This is a genomic window from Chryseobacterium sp. NRRL B-14798 (assembly GCF_050470705.1).
In the GTDB taxonomy this organism is placed as follows: domain Bacteria; phylum Bacteroidota; class Bacteroidia; order Flavobacteriales; family Weeksellaceae; genus Chryseobacterium; species Chryseobacterium cupriresistens.
This window is the reverse complement of the sequence record NZ_JBFLUL010000005.1, coordinates 4,837,196-4,857,717: the sequence shown is the minus strand read 5'-3', so window position 1 is coordinate 4,857,717 and position 20,522 is coordinate 4,837,196. Positions and strand designations below refer to the sequence as shown.

General features: G+C 37.7%; 14 protein-coding genes. 7 read left to right on the top strand and 7 right to left on the bottom strand.

Annotated elements, in window-relative coordinates; genetic code table 11:
* Positions 1–208 precede the first annotated feature (208 nt).
* The 5 genes from AB1278_RS22300 to AB1278_RS22280 form a co-directional block, all read right to left on the bottom strand.
* Positions 209–1,444: an MFS transporter gene (locus AB1278_RS22300; protein WP_429817417.1), complete on the bottom strand. Its 1,236-nt coding sequence runs from the start codon at positions 1,442–1,444 to the stop codon at positions 209–211.
* Positions 1,445–1,536: 92 nt separating this feature from the next.
* Positions 1,537–1,899: a hypothetical protein gene (locus tag AB1278_RS22295; protein WP_110008421.1), complete on the bottom strand. Its 363-nt coding sequence runs from the start codon at positions 1,897–1,899 to the stop codon at positions 1,537–1,539.
* A 69-nt stretch (positions 1,900–1,968) separates the two neighbouring features.
* On the bottom strand, positions 1,969–3,468 hold the full coding sequence (locus AB1278_RS22290) for a GH3 auxin-responsive promoter family protein (protein ID WP_429817088.1): 1,500 nt from the start codon (positions 3,466–3,468) through the stop codon (positions 1,969–1,971).
* 134 nt (positions 3,469–3,602) lie between these two features.
* Entirely contained in the window at positions 3,603–3,893 is a 291-nt protein-coding gene (locus AB1278_RS22285) for a hypothetical protein (protein ID WP_202841708.1), read from the bottom strand.
* A 181-nt stretch (positions 3,894–4,074) separates the two neighbouring features.
* Positions 4,075–4,470, bottom strand: coding sequence for a hypothetical protein (locus tag AB1278_RS22280; protein ID WP_227941101.1), 396 nt, complete (start codon positions 4,468–4,470; stop codon positions 4,075–4,077).
* A gap of 252 nt (positions 4,471–4,722) precedes the next feature.
* Between AB1278_RS22280 and mfd the strand changes: the two genes are divergently transcribed.
* The 7 genes from mfd to pth all read left to right on the top strand — a co-directional run bounded on the left by mfd (position 4,723) and on the right by pth (position 13,568).
* Complete coding sequence (mfd, locus tag AB1278_RS22275) at positions 4,723–8,091, top strand: transcription-repair coupling factor (RefSeq protein WP_429817084.1); 3,369 nt, start codon at positions 4,723–4,725, stop codon at positions 8,089–8,091.
* Between the two features lie 372 nt (positions 8,092–8,463).
* Complete coding sequence (locus tag AB1278_RS22270) at positions 8,464–9,285, top strand: hypothetical protein (protein WP_202841702.1); 822 nt, start codon at positions 8,464–8,466, stop codon at positions 9,283–9,285.
* Complete coding sequence (locus AB1278_RS22265; protein WP_137904401.1) at positions 9,285–10,112, top strand: hypothetical protein; 828 nt, start codon at positions 9,285–9,287, stop codon at positions 10,110–10,112. Before AB1278_RS22270 ends, AB1278_RS22265 begins: the two co-directional genes overlap by 1 nt.
* A gap of 8 nt (positions 10,113–10,120) precedes the next feature.
* Positions 10,121–10,858, top strand: a complete 738-nt coding sequence (locus AB1278_RS22260) for a hypothetical protein (protein ID WP_202841701.1) — start codon at positions 10,121–10,123, stop codon at positions 10,856–10,858.
* A 151-nt stretch (positions 10,859–11,009) separates the two neighbouring features.
* On the top strand, positions 11,010–11,885 hold the full coding sequence (locus AB1278_RS22255) for a hypothetical protein (protein ID WP_429817080.1): 876 nt from the start codon (positions 11,010–11,012) through the stop codon (positions 11,883–11,885).
* A gap of 99 nt (positions 11,886–11,984) precedes the next feature.
* Entirely contained in the window at positions 11,985–12,917 is a 933-nt protein-coding gene (locus AB1278_RS22250; RefSeq protein ID WP_227941096.1) for a hypothetical protein, read from the top strand.
* Positions 12,918–13,004: 87 nt separating this feature from the next.
* On the top strand, positions 13,005–13,568 hold the full coding sequence (gene pth, locus AB1278_RS22245; RefSeq protein WP_343639708.1) for an aminoacyl-tRNA hydrolase: 564 nt from the start codon (positions 13,005–13,007) through the stop codon (positions 13,566–13,568).
* Positions 13,569–13,822: 254 nt separating this feature from the next.
* Here pth and AB1278_RS22240 read toward each other — a convergent pair whose 3' ends face one another.
* Both AB1278_RS22240 and AB1278_RS22235 read right to left on the bottom strand, forming a co-directional pair.
* A complete protein-coding gene (locus tag AB1278_RS22240; RefSeq protein ID WP_002982852.1) occupies positions 13,823–14,167 on the bottom strand; it encodes a hypothetical protein in 345 nt (114 codons plus the stop codon).
* 2 nt (positions 14,168–14,169) lie between these two features.
* Complete coding sequence (locus AB1278_RS22235; RefSeq protein ID WP_429817077.1) at positions 14,170–20,520, bottom strand: RHS repeat-associated core domain-containing protein; 6,351 nt, start codon at positions 20,518–20,520, stop codon at positions 14,170–14,172.
* Positions 20,521–20,522: the final 2 nt, after the last annotated feature.

The window sequence follows — 20,522 nt, the reverse complement described above, 5'->3', positions numbered from 1 at the left end:
GTGGTATTTTATTTTTGGGATTCAATAATGCATAGATCGCAAATATATGAGCGGTTTTAATAAATATTTGAGATTGAATTCTTTAATAATTTTTTAAAAAACAAGTATAAAACAAAAATCAGAATAGAAAACGTTCTATTCTGATTTTAAGTATTTCGGATTTTGATTTTTTTAATATCCGATTTTAAATAGGCTGGTAAACAATAAGTTAATATTGCATCTTTCTCAATTTAGGATTGGTGCTTCCTACAAGCATTGCAACTAAAACAGTCATACAGCCGCCAAATACAACAGAGCGTACTACTCCCAGTAATTTGGCCATAAGCCCGCTTTCGAACTGTCCCATTTCATTGCTGGACATAATGAAAATGGAGTTCACACTCAGAACACGTCCTCTGATATGATCAGGCGTTTTTAGCTGAACAATGGTACCGCGGATGACCACCGAAATTCCATCCAGCATTCCACTCATCACCAGAAACATAAAAGACAGCCAGTATAGTTTTGATAACCCGAATCCAATGATGCATAAACCGAATCCGGTAACAACCGCAAGAAGTATTTTCCCCTGATTTTTCCGAAGAGGAACAATAGACAAAATAGTAATAATACACATGGAGCCAATATCTGAAGCAGCGTTCAGCAAGCCGAAACCTTCAGCTCCCGAATGTAAGATATCAGTCGCAAATACAGGGATCATAGCTACAGCACCACCGAAAAGTACGGCAAACATATCAAGGCACAGCGCTCCCAGAATTTCTTTGGTTTTAAAAATATACGAAATCCCTTCACGCATACTTTCCACTACATTTACTGTTTCCTTTTTATATTCCGAATGCTGTTTGTGAAGCTGCCAGAAGAATAACGATGCAACAAATATTAATGTTAAAATAGCAACCAGGGTCCATTTTACCCCGATAAACCCAATAAGAACACCGCCAATAGCGTGGCCGCAAACAGAAGATATCAGGAAAGTTGCCTGGTTTAAGGTTACTGCATTCGGAAGGTTTTCTTTCTTTACGATTTTAGGAATCATGGAAGGAACAATAGGACCGATAAAGGCTCTTGCTATCCCTGTGAAAAAAATAACTCCATAAATATAATAGGTAATCTGATGACCTGTAAAGTGCATTTCCACATTAAAGAATGCGGGAATCAGTAGAAGTCCGATCAGAAAAATATAAGCATAATTACAAATAAGGAGCAGTCTCTTTTTTTCGTTCATGTCAATAACATGTCCGGCATACAACGCACAGCTTACAGCGGGAATTACCTCAGAAAGTCCGATAAGGCCTATTGAAAAAGGATCTTTTGTTAATTGATACACCCACCATCCTAATAAAGTGGCAAGCATTCTGAAAGCTAAAACAATAAAAAATCTCCCGGTGAGAAGATTTCTGAATTCAACATTTTGTAATGTTTGTAACGGGGTAAAGGAAATCATGAACAAAAATAGCCCTAAAAATTTATTTAGGGCCATTTATATGTCAGTTTTTGAAAGATATATTAAATAAGTCTCAAAAGATAATATCTATTTTAGTCCGCTCTTGTAGAACTTAGTACGATAGCGGCAACACCTGCTGCGCCAATGATGGTAGCCCCTGCAGCAATTCTTGCCTTTCTTCTGTCTTTTACAGCAGCCACATTGGCTTTAGGAATAATTACTTCTGTACTGTCTTTTTTACCGGCTGTACCTACCAGATTTTCACCAACAACGTTTCTGAATAAGATGGTCTGCTTTGGTGAGCCATCTCTCATCGTTACTTTATATATTTTTCCGGCTTCAAGATTAGAGTAGTTGTTTTTTGAAATATCTTCGCTGTATTTTGTAGTAGCACAAGATGTAATAACAAATAAAGATGTTAGTAAAGATGATTTCAACAGTACAGATGCTTTCATTATTTTCTTTTAGTTTTTCAAATTTATAATTTTTTTTGAATATACGTTTTTGGAATTGAAAAAATATGATTAAAATTTGTAAATTCCCAATAAATCTGCAATCTTTCTGTCATTAGCCAATCTTGGTGTCTTATTCTGGCCCCCTAATTTTCCCTGGGATTTGGCATATTCATGAAATGCTCCTTTCTTAAGTCTCGTAATCTGCAATTTCTGTAAAATATTCCCTGAAATCAAATCATCATAGTAAGTATTTCTTTTACGAAGCTGCAGATCAAGGTCATCCCTGAATGCTTCCAGGTTCTCAGGTTCTTTTTCAAATTCAATCAGCCATTCGTGACAGGGAAGTCCTTCAGCCGGATTTACCTGCGGAGCCAGATGGAATTCTGTGATCTGTGCCGGATATTTTTCAAGGGCAGCTTTCATTGCTTCCTCTACTTCAAAAGCAATCACGTGCTCTCCAAATGCAGAAGTAAAATGTTTTGTTCTTCCACTTACCAAAACCCTGTAGGGATCTTTGCTGATAAATCTTACAACATCTCCTATAGAATAGGCCCACAAACCGGAATTGGTTGTAAGAATTAATGCATAATCTTTATGAAGCTCAGTTTCTTTTAAAGTTAATCTTCTTGCTCCGGGCTTACCATATTCTTCCAAAGGAATAAATTCATAGAAAATCCCGTGATTGGTTAATAATAAAAGTCCTTCTTTGGTATAATCATCCTGGAAAGCAAAAAAACCCTCAGAAGCAGGAAAGGTCTGAACAATATCTACCTTTCCTCCCAATAATTCTTCCATTTTATCCCGATATGGCTCGTAATTAACGCCTCCGGTAACAATAAGCTGAAGATTGGGAAAAAGCTGTTTGATTTTTTTACCGTGTTTCTCTGTTAGTTTCTCAAAATACATGATCAGCCACGGCGGAATTCCGGAAATCAGAGTCATATTTTCATGTTCCGTTTCCTCAATGATTTTATCTACCTTAGACTCCCAGTCTTCCATAATATTGGTTTCCCAGCTTGGCAGACGGTTTTTCTGAAGGTAATTGGGAATGTGATGCGCTACAATACCTGATAGCCTTCCCGTTTTTATTCCGAATACTTCTTCCAGCTCCGGGCTGCCCTGGAGAAAAATCATTTTTCCATTCACGAAATCAGCATTGTTTTTTCTGCTGATATAATGAAATAAGGCGCTTTGAGCTCCGGCAATCTGAAATGGCATTCCTTCTTTGGAAATCGGAATATACTTAGAACCGGAAGTGGTTCCTGAAGTTTTGGCAAAATACTCCGGAGTTTCTGTCCATAGAATATTAGCCTGTCCTTTTTTTACCCTTTCAATATAAGGTTTCAGATCTTCATAATCAGCTACAGGAACTCTGTCCTGAAATTCTTTTACAGAATGAATATTTTCAAAATCATGTTCCCGCCCGAAAAGTGTTTTTTGAGCAGTATTCACCAGAGAAAGGAGTAAGTCTTCCTGGTTTTTCTCAGCATTTTTTTTGAAATCCTCTGCTTTTTGGACGTGTTTTTTTGCCCAGATCAGCGCTGCATTTTTCTTGAAGAAGTTTAACATGGGTCAAATTTATAAATAAGTAGAGAATCTGAAATCATTTTTATGAAGCTTCACATAAAAAAACCGATGGAACTGGTTCCACCGGCTTTTCGAAATTTGATTATGAAAATAACAACTATATGTTAATGTTATGCTTATTTGTTTGCTTTGTACCTTTTATCAGGAGTGCCGTCTTTTTTCAGGTGTTTGTTTTCTTTATATCTCTTATCCGGAGTACCGTCTTTTTTCATTTTGGCAGCCGGTTGTGCAGGCTTAGCTGCTTTTGCATCCATTGCCGGTTTTGCTGCTTTCACTTCAGCCGGTTTGTCAGCTGGTGTTGCTTTTACTGGTGGATGCGCGGGAGTACTTTTAGCGGGAGCAGTCTGCTGAGCAGTGGCAAGTCCTAATCCCAGGATCAAAGACATTGCAGATAAGAATTTTTTCATAAGAATTATTGTTTGTTTTTTGTTGAATAAAGATATACAAAAAGCAGGCTACAAAACCGGGATTTTCAAACTTAACTAAAGTTTATTACAGCTTAAAAAAAAATTAAAACACTTCATTTACAATGAAAAAGCCTGTCTCCATTTACAGAAACAGGCTTGCATAATATATAAATAGACATGGCTAGCGCGTACAATTGGCTGTCCACGTTTTGCCATCCTTAGCGTATAATATTTTTAAGTCATTATTATCAATTCTTATGTAAGAAGTTGCTGTAGAACCAACCATAACAAGAGTATGATCTCCTTCCTGATTAAACTCTATTCCGTTAAGATCCGGAATACTGTTGGAGAAAGCAAAATTATACTTGGTGCCACTGGCAATCTTTGTTACAAATACACTTCCGTTATCTGTGCTGATATTGGTGGATCCTCCGTCATTATAAGAAACTTTTCCTTTATAAGTTCCTGCGAAAAATTCATTGTTTACCGGATCATCATCTTTACTGCACGACGAAAAAGATAATGCTGTAAATACCAACAGCATCATAACTCCTAAGATTTTAATTGCTTTTTTCATAATATTATTCTTAAATGTTTGGTTATAACTTAAAAGCCAAACACTATGCCACGAAGAAAATAGTTGAATCTTTTTAACAGGTTATTAAATAAAATTGTAAAAAATTAAGAATTATAAGGGTAAGTCGTTCATTTTAAACCGTCAGTCCTTCCGTTTTTCAGAGGAAGAGAAAAAATATCCTTACCTTTGTGTATCATAAAACGGTTTCGGAAAACTCCCGAAATCGCTTTGTCGTTTATACCATCACTATTTATGCAGTTAAAATCCATCAATGAAAAGTTCCTTCCAGACCTTATGCAGAAAGAGTTTGGAAAAGAAATTTTTACCCAGTTAGAAAACAATCAGCATATTACCGTAAAGGGAAGTGCGGGATCTTCGGTTTCTATTTTTGTGGCGGAGCTATTTTTGGTCCAGAAGAAAAATATTCTTTATCTGGTAGATGATAAGGAGGATGCTTTGTATGCCAATACGGAGATGGAGGATCTTTTGGGTAAGGATAAAGTGTTATACTTTCCGGCAACCCACCTTGAACCTTACCAGGTAGAAAAAACTCAGAATGCGAATCTGGTTTTAAGAACGGAGGTCCTGAATAAAATAAATTCCGGGAGGTCTCCCAAAGTGATTGTTGCCTATGCTGGAGCTTTATCTGAAAAGGTATTGAAAAAGGAAGATTTTAAAGCAATTTCCCATCATATAAAAGTTGGGGATCAGCTTGATTTTGATTTTGTGGATGAACTGCTTAATCATTATCATTTCCAGCAGGCTGATTTCGTTTCAGAACCGGGAGAGTTTTCTGTAAGAGGAGGAATTGTAGATGTCTTTTCCTATTCACATGAAAAGCCGTACAGAATTACTTTCTTCGGTAATGAAGTGGAAAGTATTAAAACCTTTGATATCGAAACCCAGCTTTCGGTAGATAAAGTAAAAGATTTTCAGCTGGTGTCCAATATGAACTTTTCTGTGACGGGAACCAGAGTTTCTTTGCTGCAGTTATTGCCTGCGGAAAGTTTTGTAATTTCCAGAAACGGAATGGTGGGAATGCAGAAGATAAGAGCGTTCTACGAAAAGTCTCTGGAAAAATATGATAGCTTAAGTAAAGATATTGCTCACAGGACTCCGCAGGAACTTTTTATTTCTGATCAGGAGTTTTTGTTCGATTATAAAAAATTCAAAACGGTTGATTTTGGAGGAATAGTTATTGAAGGATTGAAAGAAGTAACTGAAGTAAAAATGGAGCAGCTTCCACAGCCTTCTTTTCATAAAAACTTTGAACTGCTGATTGAAGATATCGAAGAAAAGCAGAATGACGGATTTGATACCTGGATTTCCTTTTCAACAGAAAAGCAGAAAGAAAGGCTGGAGTCTATTTTTGAAGAACTTGAGCATGAACTCCCATTTAAAAGCTTTAAGTCTGAACTGCACGAAGGATTTGTCGATAATGGGCACAAACTGCTGGTTTATACGGATCATCAGATCTTTGACCGTTACCAGAGATATAAAGCGAAAAATACCTTTGCAAAATCTGAACAGCTTACCCTGAAAGACCTGATGTCTCTGAAAATCGGAGATTATATTGCCCATATCGATCATGGAATCGGGAAGTTTATGGGATTGGTGAAAGTGAACAATGACGGAAAGATTCAGGAATGTTTCAAACTGACCTATAAAAATGGAGACTTATTATATGTAAGTATTCACTCTTTACATAAGATCTCAAAATATAATGGGCCGGATGGAAAAGAGATCGTTCTGAGTAAACTGGGATCTCCGACGTGGAAATCTTTAAAACAGAAAACAAAAGCGAAGGTAAAGCAGATTGCTTTTGACCTTATTCAGTTATATGCCCATAGAAAAACGGCAAAAGGGTTTGCGTATACTCCGGATTCCTATCTGCAGAATGAGCTGGAAGCCAGCTTTATTTATGAAGATACTCCGGATCAGGAAAAGGCTACCGTAGATGTAAAGAGAGATATGGAAGCTGATACGGTAATGGACAGGCTTGTGTGCGGAGATGTAGGTTTCGGTAAAACGGAAGTTGCAATCAGGGCGGCATTTAAAGCGGCTACAGATGGAAAACAGGTTGCAGTATTAGTGCCTACAACTATTCTTGCTTTTCAGCATTACAGAAGCTTTAAAGAAAGGCTAAAAGATTTTCCGGTAAATGTTGCTTATGTCAACAGATTCAGGACAGCCAAGCAGAAATCTGAGACTTTAGAGGCTTTAAAGAACGGAAAAGTAGATATCATTATCGGAACGCATCAGTTGGTAAGCAGTTCTGTGAAATTTAAAGATCTTGGTTTATTGATTATTGATGAAGAACATAAATTCGGAGTTTCAGTAAAAGATAAATTGAAAACCTTGAAGAATAATGTTGATACCCTTACCCTTACAGCCACTCCTATTCCGAGGACTCTGCAGTTCTCATTGATGGCGGCGAGGGATTTATCCGTTATCAAAACACCGCCGCCGAATAGGCAGCCTGTGGATACACAGTTAATAGGATTCAATGAAGAAACGCTTCGTGATGCGGTTTCTTATGAGCTGCAGAGAGATGGCCAGGTATATTTTATCAATAACAGAATCGAAAACCTGAAAGATATTGCAGGGCTTATTCAAAGGCTGGTTCCGGATGCGAGAGTAATTACAGGACATGGGCAGATGGAAGGAAAACAGCTTGAAAAGAATGTTCTGGATTTTATGGAAGGGAAATATGATGTTCTAGTATCCACTACCATAGTAGAAAGTGGGGTAGATGTTCCGAATGCCAATACTATTTTTATCAATGATGCACATCGGTTTGGGATGGCGGATCTGCACCAGATGAGAGGAAGGGTAGGGCGAAGCAACAGAAAAGCATTCTGTTATCTGATCACTCCTCCTTATGACATGATGACCTCCGATGCCAGAAAACGTCTGGAAGCTATTGAACAGTTTTCAGATCTGGGAAGTGGTTTCCAGATTGCGATGAAAGATCTGGAAATCCGGGGTGCCGGTGATCTTCTGGGTGCCGAACAGAGCGGGTTCATCAATGAAATGGGGTTCGAAACTTATCAGAAGCTAATGCAGGAAGCTTTGGAAGAGCTGAAAGATGATGCTGATTTTGAAAGTCTTTTTGAAAATGAAGAAGACAGACAAAAGCTTTTCAAATCTGTAAAGGATGTCAATATTGATACTGATTTAGAGTTGATGCTACCGGATTTCTATATTTCCAATACTGAAGAAAGGCTGCTCCTGTATCAGAAAATTGCTGAAATTACCAACGAAGAAGATCTTCATCAGTTTGAACTGGAGCTGATTGACCGTTTTGGAGCTTTGCCGAAAGAAGCTGTCAATCTCTTAAAAAGTGTTTCCCTGAAATGGCTTGCTGCTGAAATTGGTTTTGAAAAGATTGTCATGAAAAACGGAGTATTTTTAGGCTACTTCCCGGGGAATCCTCAGGATAAGTTTTATCAGACAGACAGATTCAGACATATTATTAATTATCTGACCCGGAATCCTTCTGAGGCCCAGCTTAAAGAAAAGTCCGGAAAAGAAGGTAATCAGTTAATGATGAGAAAAGAAAAAGTTAAAAATGTAGATGAGGTTAATCTTTTGTTGAAAGCAATCATTGAACATGATTAAATTTTAATTCCTGGTTACTGGAAATAATATCATAAAAATTATTAGAAACGTGTAAAAAACTTAATTTTTTACACGTTTTTTTGTGATTCTTATCATGTTTTTATATTGTAATATTCCTGTTAAAGAGAATTAAGGCGGTTTTTGAGCATTTAAAATCACTTTTCAATGATTAAAAAAATTCTGTAAATCCCCGTACAGTAAGGGTTTGAGACGTTAAATGTTTTTTTGAGTTATAAAAAGTGGAGTTATGTAGAAATAATTCTACTTTTATGTGTGATTAATTCTATTCTGTAATGTGTTTATTTCTATAGGTTTATAGATGTATAACTGGAATTTTTTGGACTTCGTTGTGTACCTTTGCAGTCCTTAATTATGAAAACAATAATACATTGCTGCGTGGCTGGACTTCTTTCAATCTATGCCAACGCACAGGTGGGAATCGGTACTGCAAAACCTAAATCCGTTCTTGACGTGAACGGAAAAACCACCTTAAGAAAAGAACTTAGAGTAGGAGGTACTTCAACTCAGGCTGGAGAGGCCGGGTTAAACGGCCAGGTTTTGGTTTCTCAGGGCGAGGGTTTGCCTCCTGTGTGGAAATCTTTGAATGTTTCCTTTATGGAAGAGGGACAGTATAAGCTGATTAATTCTTATCTGTCGTCGGATCAAACGGGTATTATTTCACTTACGGACGGTGTTGCCGGTGATGGTATCTACACCAACAAAGTTGGGGATAACATTTCTGATATCACAAAAGGGAATTGGAAAAAAATAGACGGGCTTAGCAATACTTTTACCATCAAAAACGGGAGGAACAGGCTTACTTACCAGTTCCAGACCGGTATTGAGATGAAGGCTTCCACAGCTACTACAATACAAAATGTCAGATTTACCTGCGGTGTTTTCAGAAACGGAGCACTGGTAGCCGTACGCCCGGATAGAATCGCTTCCAATAATAACAGCGGAAAAGCCGGACTTCAGGATTATATCTTTACACTTAACTATACTGAGCAGAACGTTCCTGTAGGCGTTCATAATATTGATATTGCATGCAGAAAGATTGATACTTCAAGCACTGCCGCGCAATTTGCGATCGGACGTAATGTACAGTCTTCAAATGGAGCTTCCAGTGCATTTACTCTGGAATCTACCATGAAAATGGATGTTATCGAATACGTGAGCTATAAAAACAACTAATGATGAAAAAACTATTATCAACACTGCTTTTTAGCATAAGTCTTTTGGCGACAGCTCAGGTAGGAATAAAAACAGAGTCCCCAAAAGCAAAACTTGATGTAAACGGAGATGTGAATTTCAGAAATAAAATCGGGGTTTTTAATTCTGCTGATAATTCTGTTTTTCATGGAAATAATGACCAGATACTGGTTTCTCAGGGTGAAGGTTTTCCACCGATGTGGAAATCACTTCGAATTCCTGAATACGAACCTAATAAATTTTACCTGATTTATAACAACTCATTCTCGGATAATACAGGAATTACCTTTACCTCTTCCGAAAACTCTTCGGTAAGTATGACTTCGAGAGGAGGAACATTTACACAGGGAAAACAATATAGTACTCTTACCAACTTCAAGAAAATAGACGGGCTTTCACATGTAATCAGTGTATTCAGTACCCAAAGTAAAGCTTATTTTCAGTTTGAAACTGTTGTACAGGCAGATTTTGGGGCGGCAGGAAGTACAGACAACTCTATAGACTATGCTTGCGGAATTTTTGTGGATGACAAACTGGTCAACCTGAGACAGCGAAATTTGAAAGCCATTACTACGTCATATCCTTTCCTTACTCATACTCAGATCGGGATTGTAGATAATCTTTCCAAAGGAGACCATACGGTAAGTGTTGCATGTACAAGACTAGGTTCCTATGGTGCTTCAGGTACAGGAAATAAACTTACCATTGGAACTAATGTGTATAGCAATATCAACAGCTTTATTTCACAGTCTTCCCTTAAAATAGATGTGTATGAAGTTCCGGAAGTATTTAACACGATTATAAATTAAGAAGGATTATGAAAAAAATATTATTTGTTACATCTCTTTTGTTAGCAGCTGCAACAAATGCCCAGGTGGGTATTAATACTCCTAATCCGACTAATATGCTGGATGTGAACGGAGATCTTAACGTAGGAAAAGAATTAAGAACAGGAGGCACTGATTTACTGAAAGGTTCTGCCGGTACAGCTGGTGATATATTTCACAATAATGCAGATTTAGGTACAAATGACTGGAAAGCTATTAAAATTGCTGACGGGCAGGGAAGTATGTCTCTTTTTTCTATCAACACCGTTGCGGATAAAACCGGAATCAGCTTTTCTGGTGCCAGTGGTGCTACCAGCCCCTATGGTAATGGAGATCCTCTGACGGGAGGCTGGACTGTAATCCCAGGAACAGTAGATACATTTTCTGTTACCAACGGTACAAACAAAGCTACTTTTTCATTTCAGACCACTGTTCAGAAGACAGGTACAAATTCTGCAAGTTTTGCCTGTGGTGTTTTTATAAATGATGCCCTTAGAGCAGTGAGAACGGATGTGTTATTGGGGGACAGCGGTGCTTATAAGATTTTTAACCTTAATGCTACTCTTACCAATCTTACTCCCCAAAATCAGTATTCCGTTAAAGTAGCCTGTATAAAAAGGGCTATTGCAGGAACAGTACTTGGAATAGGAACAGCGGTGGATACAGCTTTTCTCAACAGTGATATGTCGCAGTCTGTTTTGACGACATCCATATTGCAGCCTTATTAATTTTCACGATCATACAATAATAGGAAATCTAAAAACGTTATGTTTTTAGATTTTTTTGTTTATTAACTCTATTTCTTGTGAATTTGTTCAGATAAAGTAAAGTGTATTATCAAAAATTGAATTATATTTGGACAAGCTAAAAAAATTCTATATGGTAAAAAACTATTTTTTTAAAATGTTTGCCGGTATTGCTTTTCTTGGGCTGCTGACAGCATGTACTACTACCTCTGATCCCACAGAATCCATCCCGAATCTGGATGACGGGCCACCTCCTAAAAAGATTTTATCGAAGGTTAGTTCGAATAATGTTTCTCAGGAAGAATATGCTACTACAGCGGTAACCGGAGATCTGCAGACTGCAGTATCTAAAGATGAGTCTTTTAGCGGAAGTGCTTATTATACAGCAACGGTAACATACACCAATAAAAATATCACTAAAGTCAAATATGTAAGTTCAGCAGCATCCAGCCTCTCTTACGAATTTAATATTGTTCCTGATGCTACAGGTAAAAAGATTTATAATGCTACTTCTACAGCCACCGGAGCAACGCCATCTGTATCTGTTGTAAGTGACTATGCATTTACCTATAGTGCGACCACCAATAAGCTTACCAAAATTCTTGAGAAGAGAAAAGAAGGTGGAATCAGTGCCTATAACAGATTTATTGACTACAGTTTTGTGTACAATGGTGATAATGTTATTCAGGTTGTTTGTTCCAAAGGTCTGCTGGATATCAACGGAAACCCGAATATGAGTACGGCCGTAATAAGCAAGTATAGTTTCCAGAACTATGATAGTCAGAAAAGCCCGTATTCTACCTTGCCATCAGTTTATTTCATCACCCGAAGTCTGATCAATCCGGCACAATTCTACAAAATATCTCCAAACAATCCCACTTCTATGTTTATAGAATTACCATCACCGGCTGCGCCTGTTAATACGGCTCAAAGCTATTCTTATGATAATCAGGGGTATGTGGTTGTTGAGAAAAATCAGAATGTAACTTTTACCTATAAAAATTTATAGTAGAAATATAGTTATTAATCTTACCAGAATATAAATAGTATTACAAATTTTAGGCAAAAAAAAATTATATTTGTCAAAAAAATAATCAATTACAAGGAAATGAAGCAAATTTTCTATTTTATTTTACTGATCGCAGGTTTCTCCTCAGTACATTCCTGCAAGGATATGCTGGATGAGGATGGAAATCCTTTGCTGGATCTTAACGAAACAGGAGGGTTAAGCGGTCCCAGAGCATTATACAGAGAAATTACAGATAAAGATACCATCGCAGAATATCGTTATAGCGGGCTTCTCGTGACTAAAGTAATCACAGACAGTGCTTCTATCACTGATATTATGTACAGTGGCGATAAAATCAGCCAGATTAATTTTAATGGTTTCCTTGATCTGGACGGAAACGGGAAACTGGATAAAGACAGTGTATCCTACACTCAATTATTCTCTTACGGAAACAACAGCAAACTTCAGACGATTTCTGAAAACCGTTCTATTTTCAGAAGACCTCCACCTGTAATACCTGGAGATCCTCCGGGACCACAGACTTTGTTGAGAAAAGAGAAAACATCTTATCAGGTTAAGTATAGCACTGCGACAGGAAAACTGGATTCAATCATTATGAGAAACGGTCCGGATGTTCCCGGGGCCCCACTTAATTTCACCGATTATTCTAAGACAGCTTATACTTACGTAGGAGATAATGTTTCTAAAGTAGTAAGACACTACGGAACAATGACAGGAGGAGCATTTGGTGCTGTTACCGGAAAATACAGCTACGAATACTACGCATATGATGAGCAGGTAAGCCCATTCACATTGTTACCGCATGTATATAAAATTTCAAGATTATTATCTACAATAATCAATGATAAAGAAAGCCTTATCTTGTCTCCGAACAACCCTAAGAGATGGTCGGTAACAGATCTTACGCCGCCAATTCCAACACCGGTTGTAAAGAGTACCAATTACGTTTATGATCCTCAGACTTACATGACAAAAGGATATGGCGTTAATTACATCTATAAACCACAATAGAAGAATTTTTTTAACAATATTCAAACTCAATCTTTCCTAAGATTGAGTTTTTTATTTTTTATACCTTAATTTTGCAAAAAATTTCTGATGAAATATTTAATTGTGGGGCTTGGTAATAAAGGCTCTGAATATGAAAATACACGACATAATATAGGATTTAAAGTAGCTGAGAAAATAGCGGAAACCCTTGAAGCATCATTCAATACCTCCAATTTTGGCTGGCTGGCAGAAGGAAAGCACAAAGGCAGAAAAGTTTTTGTTCTGAAACCGGACACCTATATGAACCTTTCCGGAAATGCAGTGAAATACTGGATGCAGAAAGAAAATATTCCTTTGGAGAATGTTCTTATTATAACTGACGATCTTGCTTTACCTTTCGGGACTTTAAGATTGAAAGGAAAAGGTTCAGATGCAGGGCATAACGGACTTAAAAATATCAATGAAGTATTGCAGACTCAAAATTATGCAAGGCTTCGCTTTGGAATCTCTGCAGATTTTGCTGCCGGAAGACAGGTAGACTATGTATTAGGAACCTGGAATGAAGAAGAAGCTGAAAAGCTTACGGAAAGAATAGAAACCTTTGCAAAGGCCGGTCTTTCTTTCGTTTTTGCCGGATTGAATAATACGATGTCTGCTTTTAACGGAAAATAATTCAGAATTGGAATCAAGAGGATCTAAATATAATAATATTTTATTTAAAAGAATGACTATCTCAAAAAAGAGGTAGTCATCTTTGATCATTTTAAGAGTGATTTATTAGCTAAATCTATACTGGATTTCCTAAAATCTTAGGTAAAATCTTCTGATTTAGAAATATCAATTTTTTCCACTTTGCTAAAATGTTTGACTCTTCAAATCATTTATAATATTATTTTGCTAAACTTGTGAATTTTTTATAAGTTTTTTCATATATAATTGAGATCGGGTTTTCCAAAAGGTTCCCCCATTATTTGAAGAGTATTTTTTGCCATTTCTCTTACTTTATTCCACTCTGAATTTGAAAAATCATCCAAATCAACATTTCTTAAACACCATTGTATTTTAATATTCAAACGTAAAATCGATGCTATTGAAGCGTTGGAAAATTTATTATTTTCGATAAGAGAAGGTAATAATAAAAAGACATTTTCAAAACTTGATGTAACATCATCTGGAACATCTGCAAAATCGGGTAAATATTTCTCCTGTTCCTCTAACGAAGATGCTAATAATTTTAAACTTTCTACTATTTTTTTATATTGATTTTTCATATTTATGGATTTAAGGGTATTCTAAAAGTTCCATTTCCTGATGATACTTTCCAATATGGCATACCATTGAAATGTCTTGGGGTACCTGGATGATATTGTATCATTCTTCCTGTAAAATCATTACCTGTCTGATTCATTTCACGAAGTACCCAACCATTTGCTCGAGTACTTCGTCTCATAACATCATTAACCCAATTCTTTGAATTACCTAAAATGCTACGTACATATCCATAGGATTTTCCATCTAAAAGATTAGGGTTAGCCATAACATCATCAACACTTTCTAAAACTGTGCCAACTTTGCGTAATGAAGTGGTTGTCTTTGATGCTCCTTCATTACTAGCATAATTTCCTTTGAATATTTTTTGTGGCCCTTCCTCATAAACTTTTACTGGTTGTTCGTTCACAATCTTTGTCGCTACATATTGATCAGTACTGACACCAATATCCCCAATTTCTATAGGGGTAGTTTTCACAGGAGTTGCTCCAACAGTGGTAGTTTTTGGTGTATTGTTTAGAGTCCATTGAGTCCTTCCTACTTCAATTGGAGCACCTTTTAAGATTGTTCCTTGTGGAGCTCCTATTTGAGCTGCCTTTGCATTTTGGAGAATTTGGCCAATACCTCCAGTGATTGCACCTGCAGCTCCTCCTATAGCAGCACCGGATAAGCCGCCCATTACCGTTCCCTCTATCACATCTTCTCCAAACATTACGGCAGTGGCAAATCCGTTAATAGCTCCTGCAACGGCTCCTCCTGAAGCTCCTGCAATAGCTCCTCCCAGAAGACCGCCCTGGATTCCATAGGCGCCTGCGGCAGCAAGGGATGCTGAACCAACAGCTGCTCCAACACCTCCAGTGAATGCCCCTACAGCAGCTCCCATCGCAATTTTTCCCCAGGTCGCTCCCCAGTTCCATTTTACTGGATTCCATGAACCATTCGCTTTTACTCCTGTTAAATAGCCGCCTATTACTGCTCCTACAACAATCCATGCAAATTCTCCATTTGGATCAGTGTAGATTAGCGGATTATTCATCACATACCCATACCTGTTATAGATCTGAGTATTGAACGGGTCCTGGATATTTTCATCTGCATTCAAAAATCTTCTTAGAAGCGGGTCGTAGAGTCTTCCGTTCATGTGGATAATCCCCACCTCCATATAATGCTCATGACCAGTATATCCTCTGTCTATCAATAATCCTCCGGAGGCATTTATCAGGACATCGATGCTGGCTTTGCCTACAGCTAATTTACTTTTTCCAATGCGAAGATGAGTGAGATTACCCCATGCATCAAAATGCCTTTGTTCAAGCATATTTCCTGCTTCATCACTAATGGCTAGGATGCTTCCGAGATAATCTTTATGCAAAAATTTAAAAGAACCACTATTCTCATCAAAGTTTTTCAAAAATACAATATTGCTTTCATATGGAGTACCCTCAATATAAATTGTATGTTTTTCTTTTCCATTGATATTGTTCTTTACAACTTCAAAACTACCTTCTTCACTATATAGTTTGGTAAACTCTCCATCAGATTCCGGATCAAAAATTCCTTTATAGGTAGCTCTTTGTCTCATACCCGTTAAACCATACTGGAAAGCCACCGTCCCTTTTTCCCCAACAATATATACCGGATCATTATTCTCATTATAAAGGACAGTCTGCACCAAATCATGATCGTAATTCATCAGCCCTTCATTATTAAGTGTCATACCGGTAGCCTGATAGATCTTGTCAGCATTTTCATACTTGATAGTTCCCACCTGGTCATTTTCCAGTATTCTGCCTTTCGCATCATAAATATTTCTATTGGTAAGAGGCTTTAATCCAGAAACAGGATCTGTCCAGTTAACCAGACGATTGTTGTCGTCGTAATCAAAATATTCTGTTTCAAAAGGGAGAAGAGATTTTCTGCTTTTGAGTTCGTTTTTAATCGCATCAAAACTGTAAGAGGCCTTATAAATATCTGGTTTTATCAGCGAGGAATGATTAACATTGGTCAAAAATCCGTAACCATCATATTCATTATTAATTTCAGCTGCTCCCAATTTAGCTTTTACCAGCAGTCCTTTTGCGTTGGCTTCTTTCAGTTCCCATAAAACTTTCCCTGAGGTTTTCTCCTTAACTTGGTAAAGCTCACCATTCCACGCATTGTAAAGATTTTCCACCGAAACTGTTGTTGTTCCAACGGATGTCTGTATTGCCTTTTCGTAGGAGCTTATTCGTCCCTTGCTGTCATAGACAACATTTTTGTGTGAAAAGTAGGCTTCAGGAGTTTCCTGGAAAGAAGAAATAGTCCTTCCCTGTGGATCATAGTTTATCGTGTACGTATATTTCTTTCCATTGGATGTTCCCTCTTTTACAGTAAGTCTTCCCTTATTGTTATAGGAAAAATTAATCGCTTTATCAGTTTCACTTCCGGTGGTGGACTTTTCATTCTGTAGGATAAGCTGCCCAAGGCTGTTGTATTGAAACCTTTTTTCACCTTTTGGACTTATTGCTCTTGACAGAGCGCCCATATACCCAAGGTACTGATATTCATATACCCCGGTAGAAGGATCTTCTACCCGTATTTTATTTCCCCAGTCATCATACATTGTGGTTACAATATGCTCCGCATATTTAGCCTGGATCTGTTGACCTGCTGCATTATAAGAAAACTGAACGGTACCGCCCTTATCGGAAGATGATAGTACATTTCCTAAAGCGTCAAGTGTCTGGGAAGTTGTTCTGCCGTAATCCAGAAGACTGGTTTCTTTTACTGTTGTGGTCAATCCCGATATAATGGTCTCTGTCTGCTTCCCGGTAAATGCTGTGGCTTTTACCTTAGCCGGGAATACCGTATCATCATATGCAAAGGTGTTCCATTGAGAGGCTCCCTGTCCGTCAAAATAAGGTTCAGATTCTTTGGTCTTTCTACCCAGGATATCGTATTGAACGTCTTTAGACACATACTGCCCCTGTGCGAAAGCTTTGGAAGATGTTTTATATTCCTGTCCCAGCTTGTTGGTAAACACTTTTACTACCTCTCCATCGGGATCATTACGGGTAATGGTTTCATTGTATTGGCTGTCTTTAGTGTACAGGTATGTTGTAGTTCCTGTTAAGCTGGAAGCCGAACTCTGGAGTTTACCCCATACATCATAGCTGTTGGTGAGGGTATTGCCGTTCGGATCTGTTTGGGTCAGGACCTGTCCAAGGCTGTTATAAGTAAACCCGGTTTCCAGTCCGAGATTATCCGTTTTTTTTATGATAAATCTTCCCGTAGGATCATACTCATCTTTCTGAGTTTTTGAATTTCCGTCTAATCCTGAAATGGTCTTTTTACCCGTGATATTCCCAAACCCGTCATAAGAAAATTCTTCTGTTACTGCCTGGGTCGCATTATTTCCCGGATAAAACTGGCTGCTTTTTAAAAGGTTATTCTCATAGGTATACGTGGTAAAGGTATTTTGTATATCACCATATGCTTCATTCTTTTCAGCCTTGTTTGTCGGTCTTCCTACATAATAATTATTTCCGGTTCCCCAGATATTATGGGTATAGTCAAACTCAGTGGTAGATACTCCGTAACCATTGTTCGTACTGATTTCAATTTTGGCTGGCAGGTAATAGTTCTCATAGGTTGTTACTTTCTGAACAAATTTTCCGGTTAAAAAATCTTTTGTTTTGACAAACTTAGGAACAATGGCAGTAACAATTTTGGACTGACTACCAGTGGGAATAGAAGTAATTACCTGACCATTCAACAGCTTATCTGCTTTGTAGTCTACAGATTCGAAGCTCAGCAGCTGGTTATTATTCTCTGAAATATCTGCAGGAAAAATATTACTTTCATTATTAGTCCTGATACTCCATTCTTTTACCGGTGCTCCATCTAAATTTGGATCTATTTGTGATCCGGACCATATTTTAGTATTTTCAAAACCATCTGCATACCAGGAAGAACGGGCTATCTGTTGGAATCCCAATAATTTTTTTCCCTGAAGGTTTCCTACAAGGCCTCTGTAACGGAAATCCTGCTTTCTGCCTTCTTCTATAAGCTGGGATACCGCATATGCCTGATCTACCCTGGTCATAGCATACTTAGGATAAATCTCTTTCTTTTCTTTCTTGTAGAAATCAGGAGTCGTAGTATTACCCGGAACTACTTCCAGATATTTTACAGATGTAGTCACCCCTCCCTGAGTAATCGAAGTCATTCTTGCCAATTCAGAAACAGGGGTAGGCCCTTTTATTTTTTTCAGGAACTGCTTCCAGTATAAAAAGACATTATAATAATTATTCCCGGACTTTATTGAATTGGTAATCGGGGTAAAGAGAGTAAGATCCAGAATATCCGGGGTACCATATACCGGGCTTTGAAATGACCAGTTGGGAGTAAAATTAGGTGTTCCGCTAACATCTGATCCATTAGCCATCTTTGCACTTACAACATAACCGAAATCCCTTGAACCAGCTGCGTTATACATATTGATCTGGTTATAGGAAAATACCTGAACAATATCAGATTTTCCGTCTTTGTTCATATCGGTAACCGAAAAGAAATATTGTCTGGCAAATTTGGCGTAATCAACTGTCACTTCTTTCTGGAATTTCCTGTAGGTGAAGAATTCCTTCTTCAGGAAAGGAACAAACCCCTTGTCTGTGCCCATATAGAATCTCCAGTCGTCAGGCTTTCCTATCACATAATCGGTAATAGGGATTGCGAAATCAAGTTTTCCGTCTCCATTGTAATCACCATATAAGACAGGGAATTCAGGATCTCTGGTTTCAAGAAGTGTTCCGGAAAATCTTATTTTCTGTATGTTTTGGCCGGCACTGTTTTTTACAAATTCAAAAACGGTATATTGCGTACCAGATACATTAATGATTTCCACTTTTCCGTCCCCATCTATATCCGTATACTTTCGTTCTTTATAATCATTTTCATTGATTCCAGCATCAAGTAGCAGACTAATTAAAGGAGTAGCCGAATTTTTAAGGTCTACAATACCTTTTACATTAAACCCTGCAGGTGCGCCATCATCAAGAAAAGCATCAGGTATACCATCGCCATTAAAATCACCTACTTCAAGAATTAAATTATCACCAGCTGAATTAAAAACAGTATTGCCAAGACTTTTATCGAATACCTTTACAAAAGCATTGTTTCTAAAAATATAGCCATAGATCCTGCCATCCTTAAACTCAACAATTCCATTCCCATTATATACCTGTCCTTCTTCGTCTAATAGTGTACTGACTACTTTAGCATTACCAGCAAAAGTTTTACCTGTGGAAACTGTAGTAAAAGTTTCGTTAAAAGCCCCCAGCTTTACTGTACCATTATTCATCAGGAAGTCCAGATAAGAATCTCCATTTAAATCTGCAACCAATTTAACATCATTAAAAGGTTCTGGCTCAGCCGTATATTCTGCATAAGAAGAATTGACCATACCCGGATAAGTGAAAGTAACCGGATTGGAAGGCTCGTTATTAGCATTATATTCGGTGATCTTCCCGACAAACTGATAATTGGTTCCATTGCCTGTATATTCTATGCTGTACCGCTTAAACTGGTTATTATTGGTAAGTACCTTTATCTCTGAAAGAATCTTATTTTGGTAAGATTTGAGGCCCTGTACATATGATTCCTCTTTTAAGTCTCTGTCATTATAGGAAAACTGTATGGTGTTCATATGAGGGGTATTCAGATCCATATTCCCACCCCAGCTTATGCTGCTTATCATGGCAGTACGGGTTCCCTGGACATAACTGTAAGTAATGTAATTTCCCTGTGAATCTTTCCATTCGCTTATATTATATTCATTGGGTATTCTGGCAACCGGATTACGGCCATACCATGCCTGAGAACCATCCTCAAAAGTTACTTCCCAATATTCCGGGCCAGACCATCCGGCTGCGGCTCCTATTGATTTAAATTTGGTGTTGGAATATTTCTCTGTTACATATTCAGCTCCGTCTTTGCCATATACACCTGATTTCAGTACCAGTCTTTTACCATTAAAACTGTAATAATCAGAGTAATCCATCTGAACTCCCTTTACCTCTCCTTCATTTTCAATGTTCTTCCCTGTTCTGCTGATAGTGGTTATTCCTGAAATACTCCATCCATATCCGGCAATACCGTTCCCTGTCTCACTGTTGTACACTAAACCTACCTGAGGTGAAACAGTTTTAATACCGGGAGGCAAGTCCAGAGGCAAAGAAAACTGTAGCTGTCCGGCTCTGTTGACTTCAATATTTCCCTTAGTATCATGAAAATACTGAGAAAAGCAGAAAATTGAAGTGAAAGATAATAACAACGCTGAAAATATCTGTATTTTCTTATGATTGTATTTTTTCATAG

Coding starts and splice junctions, on each gene's coding strand:
- AB1278_RS22300 (WP_429817417.1), bottom strand. CDS start 1,444: ATGATTTCCTTTACCCCGTTACAAACATTACAAAATGTTGAATTCAGA.
- AB1278_RS22295 (WP_110008421.1), bottom strand. CDS start 1,899: ATGAAAGCATCTGTACTGTTGAAATCATCTTTACTAACATCTTTATTT.
- AB1278_RS22290 (WP_429817088.1), bottom strand. CDS start 3,468: ATGTTAAACTTCTTCAAGAAAAATGCAGCGCTGATCTGGGCAAAAAAA.
- AB1278_RS22285 (WP_202841708.1), bottom strand. CDS start 3,893: ATGAAAAAATTCTTATCTGCAATGTCTTTGATCCTGGGATTAGGACTT.
- AB1278_RS22280 (WP_227941101.1), bottom strand. CDS start 4,470: ATGAAAAAAGCAATTAAAATCTTAGGAGTTATGATGCTGTTGGTATTT.
- mfd (WP_429817084.1), top strand. CDS start 4,723: ATGCAGTTAAAATCCATCAATGAAAAGTTCCTTCCAGACCTTATGCAG.
- AB1278_RS22270 (WP_202841702.1), top strand. CDS start 8,464: ATGAAAACAATAATACATTGCTGCGTGGCTGGACTTCTTTCAATCTAT.
- AB1278_RS22265 (WP_137904401.1), top strand. CDS start 9,285: ATGATGAAAAAACTATTATCAACACTGCTTTTTAGCATAAGTCTTTTG.
- AB1278_RS22260 (WP_202841701.1), top strand. CDS start 10,121: ATGAAAAAAATATTATTTGTTACATCTCTTTTGTTAGCAGCTGCAACA.
- AB1278_RS22255 (WP_429817080.1), top strand. CDS start 11,010: ATGGTAAAAAACTATTTTTTTAAAATGTTTGCCGGTATTGCTTTTCTT.
- AB1278_RS22250 (WP_227941096.1), top strand. CDS start 11,985: ATGAAGCAAATTTTCTATTTTATTTTACTGATCGCAGGTTTCTCCTCA.
- pth (WP_343639708.1), top strand. CDS start 13,005: ATGAAATATTTAATTGTGGGGCTTGGTAATAAAGGCTCTGAATATGAA.
- AB1278_RS22240 (WP_002982852.1), bottom strand. CDS start 14,167: ATGAAAAATCAATATAAAAAAATAGTAGAAAGTTTAAAATTATTAGCA.
- AB1278_RS22235 (WP_429817077.1), bottom strand. CDS start 20,520: ATGAAAAAATACAATCATAAGAAAATACAGATATTTTCAGCGTTGTTA.